Here is a 21120-nt window from a genome sequence, read left to right as displayed (position 1 = left end):
CCGGTGTTGGTCGCCAGCACCTGTTCGTCGTTGACGGCCGTGATATCGACGTTGACCGTGCCGATCGTTTGATCCGTTCCGCCACCGGAACCCGTGTTGCCGCCGTCGTTGACAACGACTTGGATCGTGTCGGCGTCGTTGCCGAACGTGTGCGGCGCAGAGTGCAAGTACTGAATGTTGGCCGGCGTATCCAAGAACGTGTTCAAATCGGCGAGTGTTCCGGTCAGGGTCAGCGTGCCCGTGCCGCTGCCACCGACGGTGACTCCCCCGCCGGTCGAAGCCGATAAATCCCCGCCGGTCGAAGTTGTCAGCGTGACGGTCAAATTACCGCCGTTGTCATCCAGGTCCGCCAAGTTCAGGGCCGACAGATCAACGTTGCTGCTGACGTCTTCGGTGACCGTGATGTCTGTCGGCAGGCCTGCACCCGTCGGATCATCGTTGGTCGCCGCGATCGAGATGTCGCGGGTTTGCGTGTTGGAATCCACGTCTCCATCGTTGACGGTGAACGCAACGGTGCGGGTCAACGTCGATGGGTTGTCGCTGCTGTTGGTGTAGGTGATGCTCCGCAGGGCCACTTCGTACTGGGCGACCGTCGCGGTGCCGGTCAGCGTCAGCGTGCCGGCGCCCGCGTTCCAGACGCCGCTGATTCCGTTCTGATCGACGAAGGTCAACACGTCTTCGCCATTGGCGTAATTGCCGGTGATCTGGACGACCGCCGATTCCAGATCGGTATCATCGACATCGCTCAGAGTCAACGTCGACGTGATCGCCACCGCGCCATCGTTTTCGGTGTAGGCCAGCGTGCTGCCTTCGATCGATGCCTCTACCGGAGCGTCATTGACAGCCAGCACGTTCAAGCTGGCAGAATCGGTGGTGCTGCTGTAGGCGGTCGAGTCTCCGTTGGTAGACACGTCGACTGCGGTGGTTCCACTTGGATTCCCGTCGGTCGTGTCCCAGGCACGGAAGGTGATGTCTCCCGATGGCCCGGAATAATCCGCGTCGGGGACGAATCGGATCTTTGCGGCGTCATCTAACAACACCGCATTGCTGTTGCTGACCGCACCGAAACTGGTCCAACCGCTTCCCGCATCGTACTGCCAGGTTCCGTTTGTGTCGTCCACGCCGATCACCGCGACCCCTTCGACCGCACCGCTGTCGGGGTCGGTGATTCGGTCTCCACCGGCCGACGCGATCATGGACGCAACGGTGTCACCGACCGGATTGGAATCGTCTTCGTTGATATCCGTGAGCGTCAGGTTCTCTGTTTCTGCTGCTCCGAGCGAGAAGAAGGCACTGGGATTATCTTGGCTGGCAAACGAAGCTTCGATCCAGGCTTGCGAGCGGACGAGATTTGACACGCGGATTTCATCCATCATTCCGTCGAAGTACCGCGTCGCGCGATCCGGGTTGCCGCCCCACAACCAATCGGCCGGATCGGCGAGGGTCGTCCAAGTCGTCGCCAGCGTGTCTGAGGTGAACGACATCGCGACACCGTCGACGTAGATTTCAACCTCTTGGGTGGCGAAGTCTTGGGTCAGAGCAACGTGATGCCAGACTCCGTTGGTGTACGGACTGGTACCGAGAACATAGTTCGGGTCCGTACCGCCTTCGGGATAATAGAAGTGATCGCCACTGCCGTTGGATGCCCATTCATAGCCATCTTTGGAACCGGTCGTGAATCGGTTGCTGGAGGTCATCAGGATTTGGTGATCGCCGTCGGCGACGTTGTCCCAATTGACCCACACTTCGATCGTCGCCGTCGACGCCGTGCTGTCCAGGCTGGCACTGTCACTGATACGGATCAGATCGTCCACTTCGTCGAAATCGAGCCCGCTGCCGATCTTTGTGGTGACCAGATCGGACGCATCCATGGCCCCTTCGGTCGTCCCGTCGTTGTTGTTGGCGGTGCTGTCGTTGATCTCGCCTGCCGTCCCACTGGGTGAATTATTCAAGTGCCAGACGCCCTGAAAACCGCTGTCCCAGACGTTGATGACGTCTTGTTGATTGGTTGCCGTGGCATTGCCGTAGTACAGGTAGAGACGCGTGTCTTGGGAGGCCGATAGATCTGTTTTGACCCAAGCGAAAAGTTCGCCGGTTGCCGACGTGAACAATTCGACTTCGTGTGCCAACTGCGTGGTTCCGTCGCCGGCGGTGAACAGGATGTCATCGGCGTCGGCTTGGGCGAATGCCGCCAGATCGGCATCCGTACCTAGATGGACCAATAGCGGGAATCCGACCAGGTCCTCAGAGACTTGCCCCGCACTGACCAGGATCTCTTTGCGAGAGCCCCAATCGCTGTGAAACCAACCGGCGATCTCGGGAGCATCGTTGGCGGCGGTGACGTTGATGGTCTTCTGTGCGGTGTTGCTGGTTCCGCTGTCGCCATCGGTCAAGACAAAGTCGACGGTGCGTGGGGCCGTCGAAGGATTGTCCGAGGCATTGAAGTACGCGATTTGCCGACCGATGTCTTGAACGATCGCGGGGCTGCTGCTGGCGTTGAAGGTGATCACCAGATCCGATCCCGAGGTGCCTCCGCTCCACGTGCCGACGTCGGTGCCGCCATGGCGAATCGTGTTTCCGACGACCGTCACCGATCCACCATCGACGACCGTCAACTGATCGTATGCGGTGCTTCCAGCAGAGAACGAAACCGTCAGTGTTCCGGCATCCAAATCGAATGAATACGGATCCGCTGCGGTGAATCCGCTGTCGATCAAGGTGGGCGCTGCGTTTTCGGTGTACGCGGCCGAACCACCGGACGTGGCAATCACCGGGTCATCGTTGACGGTGATGGTGACGGTGGCCACGTTGGAATCGAGGCTGCCGTCGTTAGTTTGGTACGTGAAGGAGTCGACGCCGTTGAAGTTTGCATTGGGCGTGTAGGAGAACGAACCGTCGGCGTTGATGCTGAGCGTCCCGTTGCTGGGGCCCGTGACGAGAGACGTGTTGACGTGAATGGGACGGCTATCCAAATCCGAGTCGTTTTGCAGGACTCCGGATTGCGCGATGTCTTGAACCTGTCCGGCCGACAGCGCAGTGTCGTAAACCCGCACTTCGTCAATTTGGCCACTAAAGAGTCGAGTGTTCGCACCGGGTTTGCCAATTTGCAAAGCGCCCCAAGCGGAGCGGTCGTTTTGAATCCCGGTGTCTGTGCCTTCCAAGACACCGTCGACATACAACGAGGCGCTGAAGACGCCGCCTCCCAGATCGGTCAGGGTAACCGCGGCGTGATGGAAGCTCGTGGTGTCGGTGAAGTCGGAATTGGAGACGATGTAGATCGGATCGGCCCCATTTGCCGGCACGTCATATCCCAGGAAAAAGACGATCTTGTTGGATTGATTGTACGTCCCGATCGTCAGTCCCATCTCCGCCTCGGTCGGCGTTCCCGGTGCCGATCCGTAGCCGTTGCCGCCGCTGTAGCCCTGCCACAGGATGTGTTGCTCTCCGGATGTCGTCGTCGTCTGGAACCAGGCGGATAGCGTGAAACTGCTGGCCGATTGCAACACCGTGCTGATGGTCGCAACGTAGTCGGTCGATCCGTCGAAGGTCAATGCACCCGAGCCGACGTAGCCGGTCGTCCAAGTCGGATCGTCCGTATCCGCTCCAGCGGTTGCCCCCAACGTCGCGTCGTTGCCCAAGGCTCCCGAATCGACGGTGGTCTGTCCGGCGCCTTCGTCGAATTGCCACCAATTGGCCAGATTGGTTGTCGTGGGCCCGACGTCCAGTGTGGCGTTGACACCGGTGGAATAGGCATCGTCCGCGGCCACCGGAGCGGTGTTGGTGACTGTGATATTCTGAGCAAACTCAGACGTGTCCGTGAAGGCGTTGAAGGTGATGTTGCTCTGGGTCGCCGTGGCGCTGATGATCTCGCCGGCCAGCACATTGGCCGTCAACGTGGCATTGATCGTGGCGTTTCCCGATCCATCGGTCGTCACGTTCGCAAATCCGAGATAACGCTGTCCCTCGCCGTAACCGGTCCCATCACCTGAGGTGCTGGCGAAAAACTCGATGCGGTAGTAGCTGTTGGCGATCCCGTTGAGCGAACCAAGGATATTGAGATCGGTGCCGGAAACCATCTGGGCCGAGGTCAGGACCGGAAAATTCTGCAGGTTGTTCGATCCGGAATCGACGTCGGATGCATCATTGGCTGTCACGCCATCCCCGCTACCCAGTTCGATGCCGAGTGCACCGTTGCCGAAGATCTGGTTCCCGAGAATCGTGTTTTCGATCGTCGGGTTGTCTCGAATTTCGACGCCGTTGAGATCATTGCCGAAGATCAGGTTGCCTTCATTGGGGCCGGTGCCGCCGATCAGGTTGCCGGTCGCACCATTGCCGGCGTCTTCATTGATGTCGATCCCGTCACGCGTGTTTCCAAGATCCTGCGTTCCCGTGTAATCAGTACCGATGTAGTTGCCTTGGATGACGTTGTTGTCACTGCCATCGATCTCCATCCCGTCGCTGTCGTTTCCGGAAATCACGTTCCGGGCATTCACATTGGATCCACCGATGATGTTGCTGCCGCCACGGTTGAGATCGATCCCTTCTTGGCTGTTGCCGCGGTCGAGGGTGCCGCCCGCGTCGGTACCGATGTAGTTTCCTTGCACCTGGTTCGAGCTGGCGTCGACGAAGACCAGACCCGCATAGTTGTTCCCTGAGATCACGTTACGGTCGGCCGAGGTCAAGCCGCCGATGGTGTTGTTGTCCGACTCGACACGAATCCCGCCGACGTACGTTGTATTGGAGACGTTGTTGGCGGTGATCGTCGTGCCGTCGGCGTCGAGTCCGATGAAGTTGCCGGCGATCGTGTTCCCGGCACTTTGGATGAGAATGCCGCTTTGATCGAAGTTCTGGATGACGAATCCGCGAATCGTGCTGTTTTCGCTCCCCGCGGCCAGGAGAAGACCGTTCACGGCGCCGGCGGCGGTGCCATCGAGTTTGATTGCGGGTTTGTTTCCATTGGCCGCGAAACTGTCGTCGGTCGAGGCATCGATGGTGACGGTGTCCGTGATTGTTAGTGCCGAGCCGATACTGATCGTATGCACGCCGGTGCCCGCGATGGCGAAGTCGATCGTGTCGTCAACGGTTGTCGACGCGTTAGACTGTGCGATCGCCCAACGCAGACTGCCCACGCTGCCGTCATCGAGCGTGTTGGTCACCGTGTAGACATTGAGGACGTGATTCCATTGGGACAGTGCCCGCGTGTCGAAGGCAATCCCGGCGTCCACGGACCCGACCGTGTATTCCAGATCCCAGTCACCGCCGAGTTGCTCTGCTCCCGTCAAGTCGTCGCTGGCCGCCACGTCACAGTCGCACAGCGTGGCGATCGAATCGATCAGGGTACGACCCTCGACGGTGCTGGCCAGGTCGCAGCCATAGATCAATAGATCGGCGTCCGTGTCGAGTGAACCGGCCCACGAGGTCATGTCGCCGGCGTATCCGTTTGCCGAGTACAGGTCCAACCGCGTGTTGCCGAGTTGGAGTCCTTGTCCGTCGCCGTGGGCGAGAATGTGAATCGCATCGACGCCCGATAATTCGCCGAGGGTTTCGGTGATCCGGAGGATGCCGTCTTCTTCCGACGAGAGTCGGACGATCAACCATTGCGTGCCGTCATCGGAATTGTCCCGCAGTCCGGCCAACAGCGTCTCGGCATCTTCGACACCCTCGTCGACGAAGACCACTTCGAGCGGACGTGAGGGATCAGTCGTGGAAGATTCAAACAGTGTCTTCGAGTCAGGTTGATCCGATTGTGAATCAACCGAATCGACCGGATGGGCGCCGAACAATTCGTCAGACGCGCCCGGCGCGGCGGATCGGAGCATCTGCGTCATCGCCGCGTCGAGAAGTTCGACGTCGGCGTCGAAGGGCAATTCTTCCGCGTCCGGACCGTCTGCGCTGAGCAGAATGCGGTCCTCCAACAGGAAGAAGTCGAAAACGCGTGGGGGGTGATTCGCGGACAAGGTCGAAGATCCAGTAAAGCGCGAGCGGGGCTGGAGAAAAACGACGCCACTGCCCCCGTGTCGGTCGTTTTCACCTTTCAATACCTAAGCCACGAAAGAATCGCGGAGGTGCGCCCCATCGCCAGGACCTGTCAATGCGGGGCAACGGCCAGACAACCTCGTGCTGACTGAATGGACCAATCCGTCTGTGACGGTTATGCCTCCCGATGCCGGAAGCGGATTTGACGGCCACGCCACGAAAGGCAGATCAGCGACTGTGCCGCTTCCTCGCCACCCAGAACGGTCAAGCAGAGGGCATTTGAGCCGGGTATGATGCGTGGCACGAACTCGACAACGCCGTGGCACGACTTCGAAAACGCCGCGTTGGATTGAACCCTTTCGATTGACCAGCAGGCCCCCACCCTATCCTTCTCCATGAAATACGTTCTCTGTTTTTGCTCGCTGATCCTTGCGACCACCGTCCAGGCCGCCGATCGGCCGAATGTTGTGTTTATCCTCGCCGACGACATGGGCTATGGCGACGTCCAGGCCCTCAACCCGGACTCCAAGATCGCCACGCCGAATCTGAATCGTCTGGCCGCCGAGGGCATGACGTTTTCTGACGCACATTCCCCCTCCGCGGTTTGCACGCCGACTCGCTACGCCACGTTGACCGGACGTTATTGTTGGCGGAGCAAATTAAAACGTGGAGTACTTAACGGATACGGGACGCCCTTGATCGAAACGGACCGACCGACGGTTGCGTCGCACCTGAAACAGCATGGGTACCATACGGCCGTCATCGGCAAATGGCACCTCGGCCTCGGGTTTCAAAAAGACGCCGAAGGCCAATGGGACTGGACGAAACCGCTCAGCTATTCACCGGTCGATGCCGGCTTCGATCGATCACTGGTCATCCCTGCCTCGCTCGATTTCCCTCCCTATGTCTACGTCGACGGCCATCGGATCACCGGCAAACCCGATCGGATCCAACCGGCCAAAGGATTTCCGGCGTATCTGCGAAAGGGAGAACTCGGTTCAGATTTTTCGATTCCGGATTGCTTGGATGAATTGACCGCACAGGCTTCCCAACACATTCGCTCGCGGGCCGACCAAGACAAACCATTCTTTCTGTATTTTCCGCTCACCGCCCCGCACAAACCCGTTTTGCCACACGGCCGATTTGCCGGGACGACCAAACTCGGCCCGTACGGGGATTTCGTGTCGCAAGTCGATTGGACGGTCGGTCAAGTCCTGACGGCGATCGACGAATCCGGTCTCGCCGAAAACACCCTGGTGATCTACACCAGCGACAACGGCTCGTTCATGCGACGGCAGAGCGACGCCGCCCAGCCGGACCACGTCAGCGATGAAACGATCCAGGCGTACTTCGAAGGCAACCACAAAGCCAACGGCCCCTGGCGCGGCACGAAAGCCGACATTTGGGAAGGTGGTCACCACGTCCCGTTCTTCGCCCGCTGGACGGGGACGATCAAACCGGGGTCCCGCAGCGATCAACCGATCTGCCACGTGGACTTGTTTGCGACCGCGTCGGAGTTGGCCGGGACCAAGCTGCCGCCGGCGGATCAGGCCGCGCCGGACAGTTTCAGCATCGTGCCGTTACTGACAGGGAATGAAAAGCAGTTCCGAAGGGCAGCGGTCGTGAATCATTCGGCCAATGGTAGCTTCGCGATTCGTGACGGGAAATGGAAACTGGTTTTCAGCGACGGCTCAGGCGGACGTGAGAAACCCTCGGGCAAGCCCTTCGGTACACCGTGGCAGTTGTACGACCTGGACAACGACCCGACCGAGTCCAACGATCTGGCGGAGACGAATCGAGAGGTGGTTCAGGAACTCGGGGCGGAGTTGTTTCGGTTCTTGGCCAACGAGAAGAGCCGCTGAGGCAAGCGAGCCACGCTGTCGGCGAAAGGTCCAAGCACATCACAGAGCGACCTTCCCTTGGGAAGGATCCAGGGCGGCGAGCAAATCACAGAGTCACCCTCCCTCTGGGAGGGTCGAGCGCAGCGAGGGGAGGGCAAATCTCGATGAACAACGAAAAAAAAGTTGATCAACCAACTTCACAGTCACTGCGCGATCACGCGCGAGAGCTACGCCAAAACAAAACGAAATCCGAAGGCCTTCTCTGGAGCCTGCTTCGCGCCGAGCAAGTCTCTGGGCTGAAGTTCCGACAGCAATACCCTATCGATCCCTTCATCGTTGACTTCGCCTGTTTTGCAGAAAAGTTAGTCGTTGAAATTGATGGTGGCTATCACGACGAGACCTACGAAGAGGATAGGGCAAGACAACGATTACTTGAAACGCACGGATGGACGGTGATCCGATTTTCAACGGAAGGCGTTGAAAAAGATCCCGAGGCAGTCGCGCGTGCGATCGCTTCGTCGCTGAATGTGCCGTACGAATTTAAACCAAGATCCGGGCGTGGGCAGCGTCCGAAAACGAAGCCTCGTTGATGGCGTGAGCCGACCCTCCCCTCGCTGCGCTCGACCCTCCCAGGGGGAGGGTGACTGCAAAATTCCTCCACCTCCTCCGAGACTGCCACGATGGAAACGATCGCACCGCTGCTGGCTTTCACGCCGATTTTGGTCGTGGCCATTCTCTTGGTCGCGATGCGGATGCCGGCATCCCGGGCGATGCCGATCGCGTACGTCAGCGTGGTGGTGTTGGCGTACTTTGTCTGGAAGCTGGACACGGCAACGATCGCCGCGGCGTCGGTCAATGGGCTGGTCGTCACGGCTCAGTTGTTGTTCATCATCTTCGGTGCCATCCTGTTGCTCAACACGCTCAGCGAAAGCGGGGCGCTGGCGGTGATTCGGCGGGGATTCACGGACATCACGCCGGATCGTCGTGTCCAAGTCATCTTGATTGCTTGGTTGTTCGGATCGTTCATCGAAGGCAGCGCCGGATTCGGAACTCCGGCGGCCGTTTGTGTGCCGTTGTTGGTGGGGCTGGGTTTCCCGGCCAAGTCGGCGGTGGTCAGCGGAATGTTGATCCAGTGCACACCGGTGTCGTTTGGGGCGGTGGGAACTCCGATCTTGATCGGCGTCAAAAACGGACTCAGCGGCAGCGAGACGGTCGTCGCCTATGCTCGGAACCAGCTCGGTGCCGGCGACGACATCTGGTCCACCTTGCTGCCGTTGGTCGGGGGCCGCGTTGCGTTGGTCCACCTGCTTTGCGGGCTGCTGATTCCGTTATTCGTCGTTGCGGTGATGACACGTTTTTTTGGGGTCAACCGCTCTTGGCGCGAAGGGTTGCGGATCTGGCCCTTCGCGTTGTTTGCGTCGCTGTCGATGACCATTCCTTCGACGATCATTGCCAACACGCTGGGTCCCGAGTTTCCGTCGTTGATCGGCGCTCTGGTCGGGTTGGCGTTGACGGTTCCATTGGCGCGACGGGGTTGGCTGTTGCCCTCCGAACCGGCCTGGGATTTCGCCGACGCCTCGACCTGGCCGGCCGATTGGAACGGCAACGTCGACATCCGCCTGAAGGACGCCAGTCACCGCCTGTCGATCGTTCGATCTTGGGCGCCCTACTTGATCATCGCCGTGTTGCTCGTGATGACCCGTCTGCCGTCGATTCCGCTCGGCGATTGGCTCAAGTCGATCACGATTCCGACCGACGCCGCGCTGACGGAAAATCTGTTCGGATCGGCCATCAGTGTCAAACCGGTTGCACCGCTGTATCTGCCGGGCGCCTTGTTTGTTGTGGTCTGTCTGCTCACGATTCCGTTGCACCGCATGTCCAAGCGGGCGGTCATCGAAGCGACAACGCGTTCGATGCGGATGGTCGTGTCGGCATCGCTGGCCTTGCTGTTCGCGGTGCCGATGGTTCAGCTGTTTATCAACAGCACCGGTGGTGAAGCGGGGTTTGATTCGATGCCCAAGGTCCTCGCCGGCGGGGTCTCTTCGTTGGTCGGCGGTGCCTGGCCGTTGCTGTCACCGTTGGTGGGAGGACTCGGCGCGTTCGTCGCCGGCAGCAACACGATCAGCAACATGATGTTTTCTTTGTTCCAATTTCAGGTCGGCCAAAACATCGGTGCCGATCCGATTTGGATCGTCGCGTTGCAAGCGGTCGGCGGAGCGGCGGGCAACACGATTTGTGTGCACAACGTCGTCGCGGCCTGTGCCGTCGTGGGACTGGTCGGCCGCGAAGGCGACATCATTCGAATCACCGCGATGGTGTTTCTGTACTACGTGGTCGTGGCGGGAATCATCGGCATCATCGTCGCGTAAACAGCGCAAGCTGGAGGCTCACGCCACGAGCGTTCGTGCGGATACGCAAGCTAGAAGCTTACGCCACGACGGCGCGTGCGGATACCCAAGCTGGAAGCTTACGCCACGACGGCGCGTGCGGATACGCAAGCTGGAAGCTTACGCCACGACGGCGCGTGCGAACGCTTGATAGCGACCACCGGCGAAGGCGGCATCTTTGGGAATAAACAGATACAGGTCGCGATCGACCACCACGATCAACCCTTTGCGCGTGCGGATCGGTCGGGTTTGGGGCAACGATCTGGTGAAGGTTCCATTCGGGCCGGACCATTGAAGTAATCCACCACTGACGCGGACCGAAAGTCCGGCACCCTCGACGATGCCGTGCGTGGCGAGTTGTTGTCTCGACGTCTTGCGTACACCGACAATCAATCCCAGATAGACGATCGTCGCAAGCCCCATGACGGCAAGTTGACGCAACACCATGGGGATCTGAAACCCACCGGTCGATACCGATGGGCCCAGTGGAAGTAACCCGTCAAACGCGACCAAGAATGACAGGGCGATCATCACAAAGGATGCCAACGTCAAACGCCCACCGCATCGGTACAGCAGAAATTTTGACTCGGCAAACCGAAGCTGTGGCCTGGTGACGAGAAACTCTGCTGAAGGATTGTCCGCAAGTTCCGCGGAATCCCCCGCATCGACCGGCGCGCGATAGGGATTGATCATTGCGATTCAAACCGCGCGATCGCGGCGTCAAGCTCCGCTCGAATTCCAAGCGTCTGCCCCCAGCGATACAAGTACTCTCGGTCGATTTCGGTGTTGTGCAACGCGAACAGTTCTTGCACGTCTGCTTGGTCGATCAATCGGTCCGCGAACAATTTGTGAATGATCAGATCCTCGCGTGAAATGACTCGAACCGGCGCATCGACACCCTCAACTGTTGCGTCTGTCGCATTTTCTAACACGTTTTTATAGTACTCGCTGTCGCCGACGAGCAAGTCGATCTCAACGGTCACGAAAAAGTCTGGCGGTTGATATTCCCACTGCGTCAACTCGAAAAGCCCCAATCGTTTGCCGCAAAGACTTTGCTGCTGGAAACCCAATCGAGACAGAAGCGGTGAGATCTGATCGAGATCCGACTGCAGCAGCGAAATGTCAATGTCCTGAGTGCTGCGGACACTTCCCCAGAACGACAGCGCGAGTCCGCCGGCGATCGCGGCAGAGATTTTAGACTTGGCGATCGCCGGCCAGAGGATCGCCAGCGTGTCAATCACCGCTGTCGGTGGCATCGTGTTTTCCCTCGTCCAGATTCATGGATTTGATCCGTTGAAAGTATCGCGCTGCGGCGCGGTCGTACGCAGCGAGTTTGCGTTGTCTGCGTTCGGCGTTCCATTGATGATACGCGGATCGGAGATCGCCCTCCGGACCGATTTTTTGTCGCAGTCCCGCCATCAGCATGGCGTGCGAGAGTTCCATCGCTTCGCGCCAGCGGGCAAAGTTGTACGCAATACGACGGGGGTGCTGTGCGGGCAGCCCCACGATTTGCTTCTTTAGCGGTGGTTTCTCATTCATCCGAGTTGAGTCTCACGAGTGGGGGCATTCCCCCGTGATCCTTTCGAGTCGGCCGACACATCCACGAAGCGTAACCTAACCTTGCAGCAGCCTGTATGCCCACGCCCCCTAAATCAACTGCAAATCCCGATGCTCCGCTGCCACGAGCTCCGCAAACTTTACGAAGACCAGTTGGCCGTCGACGGGGTCTCCTTTTCGCTCCAGCCCGGAAACATAGGCGGTTTGGTGGGTCCCAATGGGGCCGGAAAAACCACCACGATGCGCTGCTTAGCCGGTCTAATCCCTGCAACCGACGGCAGTTTATGCGTCGCGGGCTGCGATCTGTCCCACGGCGGCGCGACGACGTTGATGGAACTCAAACGGCGTCTGGCGTACGTCCCCGACGACCCGCCGTTGTTCGATGACCTGACCGTTGCACAGCATCTGGAGTTCATCGGACGAATCTACGAGGTGCCCAACCATCGCGAAAAGTCCGCCGAGTTGCTCGATTATTTTCAGCTCAGCGACAAGACCAACGCCGGGGCGACGACGCTTTCTCGCGGCATGCGTCAGAAACTCGCGATCTGTTGTGCGTACCTGTACGACCCCGCCGTGTTGCTGCTCGACGAACCGATGACGGGCCTCGATCCGCCCGGAATTCGACGCCTGCTTGAATCGATCAAACGACGCGCCTCCGCCGGCGCGACGATCATCATTTCCAGTCACTTGTTGGCGATGATTCAGGACGTGTGCACGCATTTGATTGTCATGCAGCATGGCAAACTGCAGTACTTCGGTGACGTCGATCAACTGCGAGCGGAGTTTCCCGGTGCACAATCGCTTGAGGAAGCCTATTTCGAAGCGACCGCAGCGCTGACTGTCTAATTCACCCCGTGTTGGTCTTCCAGACTGCATCGGCCGCCTTGACGGGCTGGAATTCTCGTTCACTTTCTTTTCAGCTTGACCACGACCTTGTCCCATGTCGTCTCCCCACAAACATCTGATCTGGCTGACGTTGCGACGCAGTCTGTTTCGACTCAGGCGCGCGGCAAATCGCATGCGGTCTCCGCGCCGCATCGTGGCCTCGGCGATCGCCGTGATCTTTCTATGTGCCTACGTGTTGAACGGGTTCTTGATCCTGGCGTCGCGGCGGACCGCGGATCCGGAGTCGTTACGGTTGTGGCTATCCGGCGGCATGGTGCTGTACCTGATTTACCACGCAGTGCGATGTGTCTGGACCGACAAGCAGGTCGACATGGAATACACCGCCGCCGAAAACCTCTGGCTCGGCGGCGCGCCGCTGAAGCGATCGACGGTGGCGGCCTACAAAGTCAACACGGTCTTCTTTTCGGCGCTGCTGAAAACGTTCTTCCTGGTCATCGCCCTGGCGCCGGATGTCCGGCACGCCGGTCTGTTGGCGACCGGAGTCTTCGCCGCGTTGGTGCTGCTTGAAACGGTGCGGATGATCTGGCAGCGTTTGGTGAGCGGGCTTTCGCGTCGTCATCTCGTCGGGGCGCGGATCGCGTTGTCGGCGATTGCGTTGGCAACCATCATTCAGTTCTTTGGCCAACTGGCCGCAATCACGCCGGCCGGTTCACTGCCCGGGGTTTATGTGCTGAACAGTTTTCGCGCGATCGGGCAAATCGCATCCTGCGACGCCGTTCAGTGGCTGGCGATCGGTTGGCGCCCCGCCGCCTTGTTGGCAACGACGGTCGACATCACCACGCACACTGCGGTTCAAATGTTGGCGTCGGTCATGCTGGTGCCGTTCGCCATCCTGGCCCTGGTTCGTGTCGATGCTTGGGCCGGGAGATCCATCCTGGCTCGCGAACAAGCACGCTTGCGTTCGGGTGATTTTCATTCACCGGCAAGCAGCCGCGCCAACACGACCGGTGCGCGTTGCGACGAAACATTGGCCGATCGCATCGAAGCGATCTTGCCGCGGCGAATGGGTGAATCGGTGGCACTGGTTTGGCGACAAGCACTGTCGATTCGGCGTTACTATGGAACGATCTTATTTAGTTTTCTGGTCCCGACGCTGCTCTGTCTTTCGCCGCTATTAACCGGACGCGTCGGGAACCAATGGGCGTTTGTCGTTGCCGGGATCGCGCTGAGTACGATGTTGCTCGCGCCACCGGCGCTGCGATTGGACTTCCGACGCGACTTGAAACGGATGTTGCTGTTGCGATCACTACCGCTGCGGCCGATCCACGCGGTGCTCGGCCAGTTGACGTTGCCGATCTTGATCACGGTCGGATTTCAATGGACGACACTGGGAATTGCAGCGGCGGTCGCCGGTCCGGGTTGGCCCCAGATCATCGGATGGGGCGGCATGCTTTCGGCGTTAGCCGTGTTCACCTTTGCGACCGAGAATGCATTGTTTCTGGCGTACCCGCACCACGAAAATGCACAAGGGTTCGGGATGGTCGTCAGGGCGAACGTGATGTTCCTCGGCAAGGCGACGTTGATCGCCGCCGCCGTCGGGGCGCTGCTGGTTTGGGTGTCGGTATGCAAATCGATCTTCAGCGATCCGCTGTCGGTCCCCGTCTACGTCTTTGGCGCCGTCGCCGGCACCTGGCTGTTGGCCGTCAGCGCCATCCTCGTGACCGCTTGGTGCTGGAATCGCTTCGACATTTCCGCGGATCTTCCGCCGGAGTAGGGAGAGTCAAGTTTCAGGTTTCAAGTTTCAAGTTTCAGGTTTCAAGTTTCAGGTTTCAGGTTTCAGGTTTCAGGTTTCAGGTTTCAGGTTGAACGAACTTGAAACTTGGAACTTGGAACTCGAAACTTCTTAAAACGTTTCCGGGTAGATCACCAACTCGATGCGTCGGTTGGCCGCTCGGCCTGCCGCCGAGGCGTTGGGCTGCACGGGTCGATTGGCACCTTGGGCGACGATGAAGAATTGCCCCAGCGGCATGCCGGCGCGTCGTGTCAGCATGTCCAGAACCGCGGAGGCCTGTGCGGAGGCGAGCTGGTGGCTGGCGGCCGAGCCACCGGCCGTTGCCGGAACGTTATCGGTGTAGCCTTCGATCCCGATCCGTTGCCGCGGGAACAGGCTTCGCAGTTGTGCGGCGACGGGGTCGAGCACTTGAGCCGATTGTTGGATCAGCTGTGCCGTGCCCGGAGCGAACAGCTGGTCGCTGGGGATCGCGATTCGAATCCGATCGCCGTCTTGCTGAACGGGCAGCCCGCCGAGATTGAGCTGCGAGGCGAGTCGGCTGAGGTTGGTGTTGGGTTGGATCGAAGCCCCGCCCCGCATTTGCGTCGAAGCTTGGAATCCACGGACCTTGTTCTGAGCCTCGCGGGCGGCGATCGATGCGGCTTCGAGCTGTTGGTTGGTATCGGCCAGCTGTTTGCGGACGAGGTTGAGTTCCTCGCGATACACCTGTGCCTGCTGTTCGCTTTGGGCCAGTTGCGTGTGCAGTTGGCGATTGTTGTCATCGAGCAATTGAACTCGACGGTTGAGTTCGGCCATCCGCGAGTCGTTCGGGTTGACGCCTTGCTGCGAGATTGCCGGTCCGAACGAACTGGTCGGCTGCGGATAGGTCGCCGGCCCCGCCAGGTACGGGTTTTGGTTGCACCCAGCGATCCCGAGTACCGCTGCTGCGATACACATGCCACTGAGAAGACGTCCTTTCATCCGATCCAGCACCGCTCGAATCATCCTGATTTGGGTTTCGGGGCGGCATCCGCGCCGCCCATGGTGCCCTACAGATAGGGGCCTGATCGAGCTGCGGCAAGATCAATCGGGTTCATGAGTCAAATTCTCGTTTTTTTTAGAACTCGCCTACACGTTGGGACTCGTCGTCTGCCGCAGCTTCACCGCCCCTGTTTCGGCGACGAAACGGTCTGTCGACTTTCGCCCTCTACCGCGTTGGTTTCTCAGGTAAGGGCCCGTAGGCTGGCGCCCAATGCCACTTACTTTGACGCCAAGCGGGGTGTTTTTGTTAGCGGTAGGCCGCGAGCCCTCCGGTCTTTTATGGGGTTTTTGAAGCGCGACCGGACGGCTCGCGCCGTTCCGCTAACACCTTCAGAGCGAAAGGGTGTTTTTGTTAGCGGTAGGGCGCGAGCCCTCCGGTCTTTCACGGTGTTTTTGAAGCGCGACCGGACGGCTCGCGCCGTTCCGCTAACACCATCCGCGCATTGTTAGCGGTAGGGCGCGAGCGCTCCGGGCTTTCACGGTGTTTTTGAAGCGCGACCGGACGGCTCGCGCCGTTCCGCTAACACCTTTAGGGGCGACGCGGCAACCCTCGCTTGCGCGTCGGGCTAGTGCTTTATCAACTCTTAGATTGAGGGTGCCGCGGAAAAGCGACGGCGGACGAGTCGTGCCAGCAGGGCTAATTCTTGGGGCTGGTGCAGCACCGCCGACACGCCGAGCTCCCTGATCCGCAGGGCCAGGCGGTCGGATTGGTGCCGGCAGACGTCATCGATCGCGGCCCATTGCATCACATCAGGTCGCGAGGCGCCGATCTGGGCCACGTGCAAGGCGACCGCGGACGTGTTCTCGGCGGACAGTTCCCAGAAGATCACGAGATCCGATTGGCCCGAGATCAACGCTCGGATTTTGGCGGCGTCCAATCTTTGAACGTGGAACGTCGGCTGGCCCGATCCCATGCCCTGGCCGGACGAATCCGCGTCGGCGTCGTGCTGGAACGGCCCGACGAACCGCTTGGCCGCGTCGCTCCACCGGCGGCCCGATTCGCAGACCCAAAACGGGATCACCCTGCTGGCCGTTGAAACGGTGGCGAAAGGGTTCACGGCGAGTCTCCAGCGCCGATCGATTCCAGCTTGCGGAGCAAACGGGCACGCGAAATGTTCAATTTCCGCGCCGCTTCGGCTCGATTGCCCGCGCTGGATTCCAAGGCCTCGCGAATCAAATCCGATTCGAACTGGGCGACGACCTGATCCAAGTCGATGGTCTGCTGTTGTTTCGGCACCGACTCGTTGGGACGGTACGACCGGATCGCCAGCGGCAGGTGTTCCAACCCGATGACTTGGCCGGGACAGCTTCGCATCGCCTGTCGAATGGCCTGGTCGAGTTCGCGAAAGTTATCCGGCCAAGGGTAAATCACCATTGCATCCAGCGCGGCCCGGGCGAAGCGATCCGCCAGACCGTCTCCACCGGCCCGCCGCCGATCCAGCATGGCGGTCGCGATCATCGGCACATCGGCGACGCGATCGGCGAGCGGATTGAGACGAATGGTCAGCCCACACAGATGGTCGGCAAGGGGCGGCGTGATTCCTACCGGCAGCGACGCTTCCAGGAAAACGTCGAGTTCCGGATTCGGTTCGGTGTCGGCGCAGCTTGAGACAACGGCGCTGTCGTTGGCGATGGCGATCAACCGCAATCGATGCGTCGACTCACGGAGATGTTCGACCAGGCGGAGCTGGGCTTCCAGCGGCGTCTGGTCGATTCCCTTGAGGATCGCGGTCGCCGTCGACCTCTCTGAATCCGCCAGATGGGCGATCACCGCTGCCAAGCTGGCATCCAACAGTTCGGCGTCCATCAACGGCCCGTCGATCGTGGCGATCGGTTCGCCCGCCGCCGAACATTGGTGCACCGACGCTGCGATAGATTCGGCGAAGCAACCCGGCGGGGAGACAATCAGCACGTCGCTGCGGACCGAACCGGCCAATCGGATTTGTTTGCCGAGCCGTTGGGCGAGGCGAGAATTGCCGACCGAAACGCCCTGGGCGATCGTTTCATGGCGACGGCGCCAACTGTCCAGCTGTCGTCGCAACACGACCGCGGCATCGATGACCGGGTCGGCAAGATGGTCTTCAAAGCTGCCCGCGACGGCCAGCGTGATGGCTTCATCGCCTTGGCCGAGTCGCACGAATCGCGTGTCCAGCGCCGCAATGCGGCGTGATTTGGCACCGGGAAAGGTGGGCTGGATCAGCAGCGACGCCGTTCCGGATTTCAAGATTCCCGGGGGGGCCGCGAGTGAGGCGGCCAGAAAATCGAGCGGATCATCGGTGATGCTGGAGCCGGCCTGGCAACGACGTCCGATCAACGATTCCGGCTCGACGGTCAGCCAATCGCCGACCGCCGCGGAGAGAAACACCAGCCGCCCATCGGGGCCGATCACCCAAAATGGCGAGTTCGCTTTGTCGATCAAACGACCGAGCGGACGAATCTTGGTGCTGTTGGCCATGACACTCATGGTAGCGGAAACCGCCACATTTGTCGGTGACGCGATTCGTGCGTCTTGCAACCGACTCGCTTGCGGTTTTGAGTATTGGCGTAGGTCAGGCTGTGCCTGACGATCTGCTGGCATGCACAGCATGCCCTACGCGGCTGTGCGGCTGGCATGCACAGCATGCCCTACGCGGCTACGCGGCATGCACAGCATGCCCTACGCTTCGAGCCCCACCTGCATGCCACAGCATGCCGACGCAGGACAAGCCTAGAACACGTCCAAGATGAAGTGGTGGCCGCTGTGATAACGGCGGTTGCTCGGGTAGTAGTTGTGCCACTTTTTGTTGTACACGGGGATTCGCATCTCCGGCGGATAGCGGTGGTACAGGCTATCCGCACTACGATAGTATTCCTGTCCCCAGAAATTCTGGGGGTAATACACGTAGGGATAGTGATAGAATCGATTCCAGTCACGTGTGCTCGCACTGCCGCCCCAGGCTTGGCCGAACGCGCGCTGGTCGGCCGACGCGTCGCCGGCCAAAGTGAAGGCCGATGCCACCAGAACGGCGGCGATGATCAACTGACGAAGCATTCCTGCTCTCCCCCTTGTCGGCCGGTCTGGGACGCTGATGAAAGCTGCGTCGCGAATCGGCTCGGTTCATTGGTCGTTTCAAAAGTGTCCGCCGACGCCGAAACTTACGGGTGTTTTGGATCATCGGCTCCTGGGCGGATAGCCCGGATCTTCGGTCGTATCGGCAAAAATGGCTGGACGGGTTGAGTCGATCGTGCCGGGATTTCCAGGAGAAACGATTTGTGCCTTCTCACCGAGGGCATTTAGCACCTATTATTGAACTCCATGCACTGAACTTTGCAGCCACGCCGCATTGCTCCACTCCAACCCCACCAGACCCGAATGCGTCCCTCCCCACGACTGCCCCACCCGCCGCAGCCGAGTCCGACTCGGCGACGGCTCCGGGCGAACCTCCTGCCCGGGTGTCAAACTTTGAGGATTTTCAGAACATTCCCGATTGCGGGGCGGCCGGCCATCGGCCTGTTTCTGCTCGGCTTGATGACAGTTCTGCCGTGGTCCTCCGCCCCAGCCTGCCCGTTTTGCGAGTCCGTCCAGCAGACCATCCGCCAGCAATCGTTGACGATGGACGCCGTCGTGATCGCGTCGAGCCTCGATGGTGAGCTGACGCGGAACCTGACCACCGGCGTGGTGAAGATGCGGATCGAGAAGGTGCTCAAGGGATCCGAGCACGTCAAAGTCGGCCAAGAAGTGGACGCGATTTATTACGGCAAAGTCGAGGTCGGACGCCGATTCCTGCTGTCCGGCGTCGACCCGCCCAATTTGCAGTGGTCCTGTCTGCCGGTCAGCGAGCGGGCCGAGGACTACATCGTCAAAGCCAGCCAGGTGAAAGATGACCCCGTCGCGCGGCTGCGTTTCTTTCGCGATTACCTGGAAGACGAAGAGGCGTTGATTTCGCGCGATGCCTATGACGAGTTCGCGTCGGCGCCCTACGAAGTGATTCAACAGATCGGTCCCGACATGGATCGAGACCAATTGATCGAGTGGGTCCAACAGCCCGAAATCGGCGCCGACCGAAAACGTCTGTACTTCACGATGCTGGGTGTCTGCGGCAGCAAAGAAGACCTGCCGATGCTCGAAGCGATGCTCCGCAACCCCGCCAAGAGTGTCACCGGCGGACTGGACGCGTTGATCGCCTGCTACTTGACCCTGGCCGGCGAGTCGGGACTGCCGCTGATCGATGAGCTGTTCATCGCGAACCACAAGGCGCCGTTCCCGCAAAGCTACGCCGCGATCATGGCGATTCGCTTTCACGGAACCGAAGGCGACGTGATTCCGCGGAGCGCGCTGGTTGAATCGCTGCACAAGATCCTCGATCGAGGCGAGCTGGCGGACATGGTGATTCCGGACTTGGCCAAATGGAACGACTGGAGTCAGATCGAGCGTCTCAAAACGTTGTTCAAGGAAGCGGAAAAGGACAAAAACTGGCTCCGCGTGCCCGTCATCAATTACATGCGGGCCTGCCCGCTGCCGGAAGCCGAAGCGGCGATCGAGGAACTTGAAAAAATTGACCCCGAAGCGGTCCGCCGGGCCAAGACGTTTTTCCCGATACCGGTCCCGGTTCGCGCCAAGCCGGCCGACGAGGCGACTTCGCAATCCGTTCCGGCCCTTGAAACGCTGCGACGCGGAACACGCTATGCCGCCGTCGTCCCGCTCGCTGCTGCCCCAGCCGGCACCGCTCCGGTCTCCCTGGCCGGCACCGACGTCACCACAATCGAGCTCGGCAATCGAGCTCTCCTGGCACAAAAAACGAACCCTTGGGACCTTGGCTACGTAATCACGGTCGCCTTGGCGTCCATCGTCTTGGCACTGTTCCTGGTGTTGACCGGCGGCCCCGCGACTGGGGTTAAAGTGGCGTAAGCATTCCGGCTTGCGTGATCGCCGTCGACGATCCCCCACCACTTTGCCACAAACCATCGATGGCTACTGAACTTCAAATGTCGTCGTCCGCCGATGAGGTGGACTTTCCCTATCGGGCGCTCAGCCGCAGCGCGATCGCATCGATCTTGTTGTTCGTCGTCGCGTTGCTGGGGCTGATTCCTCCGTTCGAAGCGTTGCTCGCCTTGGCGATCCTCGGGGTCGTCTTTTCGCTGCTTGCGATTCGGTCGATTCGACGTTATCCGAATGAATTTAGCGGACTGGGGCTGGCGAAATTTGCCTTGGCCACCAACGCCTTGCTGTTGGTCGGCGGCATCGGCTTGCACACCTACGTCTACCTGACCGAAGTCCCACCGGGACACGTTCGCGTCCCCTTTTACAAGTTGAAATTCGACGCCGAACCGGATCGACCGACGCAAACCGCGTTCGAACTCGACGGCAAGGACGTCTTCATCAAGGGCTACATTCATCCGTCCAGCGGCGGCGGCATGTTGCGCCAATTTGTCCTGGTCGGCGACCTAGGGACCTGCTGCTTCGGTGGCCAGCCCAAGAGCAGTGAGATGGTCGAAGTCACGCTGACCGGCGGCCAAACGATCGAAGGCGGCATGACGCGTCGGAAACTGGCCGGCAAGTTCATGCTCAATCAAGTGCCCCGAAAACAAACCGATTTTGACAACGCGGTGTTCTACCGGTTAAAAGGGACGAAAGTGAATTAGTGCTTGGTCAACTTCTAGACCGAAGTTGCCTCGGAAAAAGGGGTCAAAAAAAAGGATTCAGCAACCGTTGGTGTCTAGC

The 21120-nt window shown here is 59.8% G+C and carries 15 protein-coding genes; 7 read left to right on the top strand and 8 right to left on the bottom strand.

Annotated elements, in window-relative coordinates; genetic code table 11:
* The coding region (locus NZK35_RS22670; protein ID WP_259634808.1) for a DUF2341 domain-containing protein at window positions 1-5957 on the bottom strand (5957 nt) is incomplete at its 3' end.
* 414 nt (window positions 5958-6371) lie between these two features.
* Between NZK35_RS22670 and NZK35_RS22665 the strand changes: the two genes are divergently transcribed.
* The 3 genes from NZK35_RS22665 to NZK35_RS22655 all read left to right on the top strand — a co-directional run bounded on the left by NZK35_RS22665 (window position 6372) and on the right by NZK35_RS22655 (window position 10186).
* On the top strand, window positions 6372-7838 hold the full coding sequence (locus tag NZK35_RS22665; RefSeq protein ID WP_259634807.1) for a sulfatase family protein: 1467 nt from the start codon (window positions 6372-6374) through the stop codon (window positions 7836-7838).
* 143 nt (window positions 7839-7981) lie between these two features.
* On the top strand, window positions 7982-8407 hold the full coding sequence (locus NZK35_RS22660) for an endonuclease domain-containing protein (protein ID WP_259634806.1): 426 nt from the start codon (window positions 7982-7984) through the stop codon (window positions 8405-8407).
* A 90-nt stretch (window positions 8408-8497) separates the two neighbouring features.
* Window positions 8498-10186 (top strand): L-lactate permease, encoded by a 1689-nt coding sequence (locus NZK35_RS22655; RefSeq protein WP_259634805.1) that lies wholly within the window; start codon window positions 8498-8500, stop codon window positions 10184-10186.
* A 138-nt stretch (window positions 10187-10324) separates the two neighbouring features.
* Here NZK35_RS22655 and NZK35_RS22650 read toward each other — a convergent pair whose 3' ends face one another.
* The 3 genes from NZK35_RS22650 to NZK35_RS22640 are packed head-to-tail and all read right to left on the bottom strand — an operon-like array spanning window position 10325 to window position 11743.
* Window positions 10325-10897, bottom strand: coding sequence for a hypothetical protein (locus NZK35_RS22650; protein WP_259634804.1), 573 nt, complete (start codon window positions 10895-10897; stop codon window positions 10325-10327).
* Window positions 10894-11460, bottom strand: a complete 567-nt coding sequence (locus NZK35_RS22645; protein ID WP_259634803.1) for a nucleotidyltransferase family protein — start codon at window positions 11458-11460, stop codon at window positions 10894-10896. The genes NZK35_RS22650 and NZK35_RS22645 overlap by 4 nt, the downstream gene beginning before the upstream one ends.
* Window positions 11438-11743: a hypothetical protein gene (locus tag NZK35_RS22640; protein ID WP_259634802.1), complete on the bottom strand. Its 306-nt coding sequence runs from the start codon at window positions 11741-11743 to the stop codon at window positions 11438-11440. Before NZK35_RS22640 ends, NZK35_RS22645 begins: the two co-directional genes overlap by 23 nt.
* Before the next feature lie 129 nt (window positions 11744-11872).
* Here NZK35_RS22640 and NZK35_RS22635 point away from each other — a divergent pair, with 129 nt between their 5' ends.
* Both NZK35_RS22635 and NZK35_RS22630 read left to right on the top strand, forming a co-directional pair.
* On the top strand, window positions 11873-12607 hold the full coding sequence (locus NZK35_RS22635; RefSeq protein WP_259634801.1) for an ABC transporter ATP-binding protein: 735 nt from the start codon (window positions 11873-11875) through the stop codon (window positions 12605-12607).
* Window positions 12608-12701: 94 nt separating this feature from the next.
* Window positions 12702-14381: a hypothetical protein gene (locus NZK35_RS22630; protein ID WP_259634800.1), complete on the top strand. Its 1680-nt coding sequence runs from the start codon at window positions 12702-12704 to the stop codon at window positions 14379-14381.
* A gap of 129 nt (window positions 14382-14510) precedes the next feature.
* Here NZK35_RS22630 and NZK35_RS22625 read toward each other — a convergent pair whose 3' ends face one another.
* The 4 genes from NZK35_RS22625 to NZK35_RS22610 all read right to left on the bottom strand — a co-directional run bounded on the left by NZK35_RS22625 (window position 14511) and on the right by NZK35_RS22610 (window position 18450).
* Window positions 14511-15359 (bottom strand): OmpA/MotB family protein, encoded by an 849-nt coding sequence (locus NZK35_RS22625; RefSeq protein WP_259634809.1) that lies wholly within the window; start codon window positions 15357-15359, stop codon window positions 14511-14513.
* Window positions 15360-16003: 644 nt separating this feature from the next.
* Window positions 16004-16477, bottom strand: coding sequence for a hypothetical protein (locus NZK35_RS22620; RefSeq protein WP_259634799.1), 474 nt, complete (start codon window positions 16475-16477; stop codon window positions 16004-16006).
* Window positions 16474-17874, bottom strand: coding sequence for an AAA-type ATPase lid domain-containing protein (locus NZK35_RS22615; RefSeq protein WP_259634798.1), 1401 nt, complete (start codon window positions 17872-17874; stop codon window positions 16474-16476). Before NZK35_RS22615 ends, NZK35_RS22620 begins: the two co-directional genes overlap by 4 nt.
* Window positions 17875-18126: 252 nt before the next feature.
* Entirely contained in the window at window positions 18127-18450 is a 324-nt protein-coding gene (locus tag NZK35_RS22610) for a calmodulin-binding protein (protein ID WP_145220494.1), read from the bottom strand.
* 477 nt (window positions 18451-18927) lie between these two features.
* On the opposite strand from NZK35_RS22610, the gene NZK35_RS22605 reads away from it, so the two are divergent.
* Window positions 18928-20307, top strand: a complete 1380-nt coding sequence (locus tag NZK35_RS22605; protein WP_259634797.1) for a hypothetical protein — start codon at window positions 18928-18930, stop codon at window positions 20305-20307.
* 59 nt (window positions 20308-20366) lie between these two features.
* Complete coding sequence (locus NZK35_RS22600; protein WP_259634796.1) at window positions 20367-21041, top strand: DUF4190 domain-containing protein; 675 nt, start codon at window positions 20367-20369, stop codon at window positions 21039-21041.
* Window positions 21042-21120 lie beyond the last annotated feature (79 nt).

The organism is Stieleria sedimenti, from assembly GCF_025060895.1.
Classification (GTDB): Bacteria; Planctomycetota; Planctomycetia; order Pirellulales; family Pirellulaceae; genus Stieleria; species Stieleria sedimenti.
The sequence above is the reverse complement of the archived record's forward strand: the minus strand, read 5'-3'. Positions and strand labels throughout refer to the sequence as shown.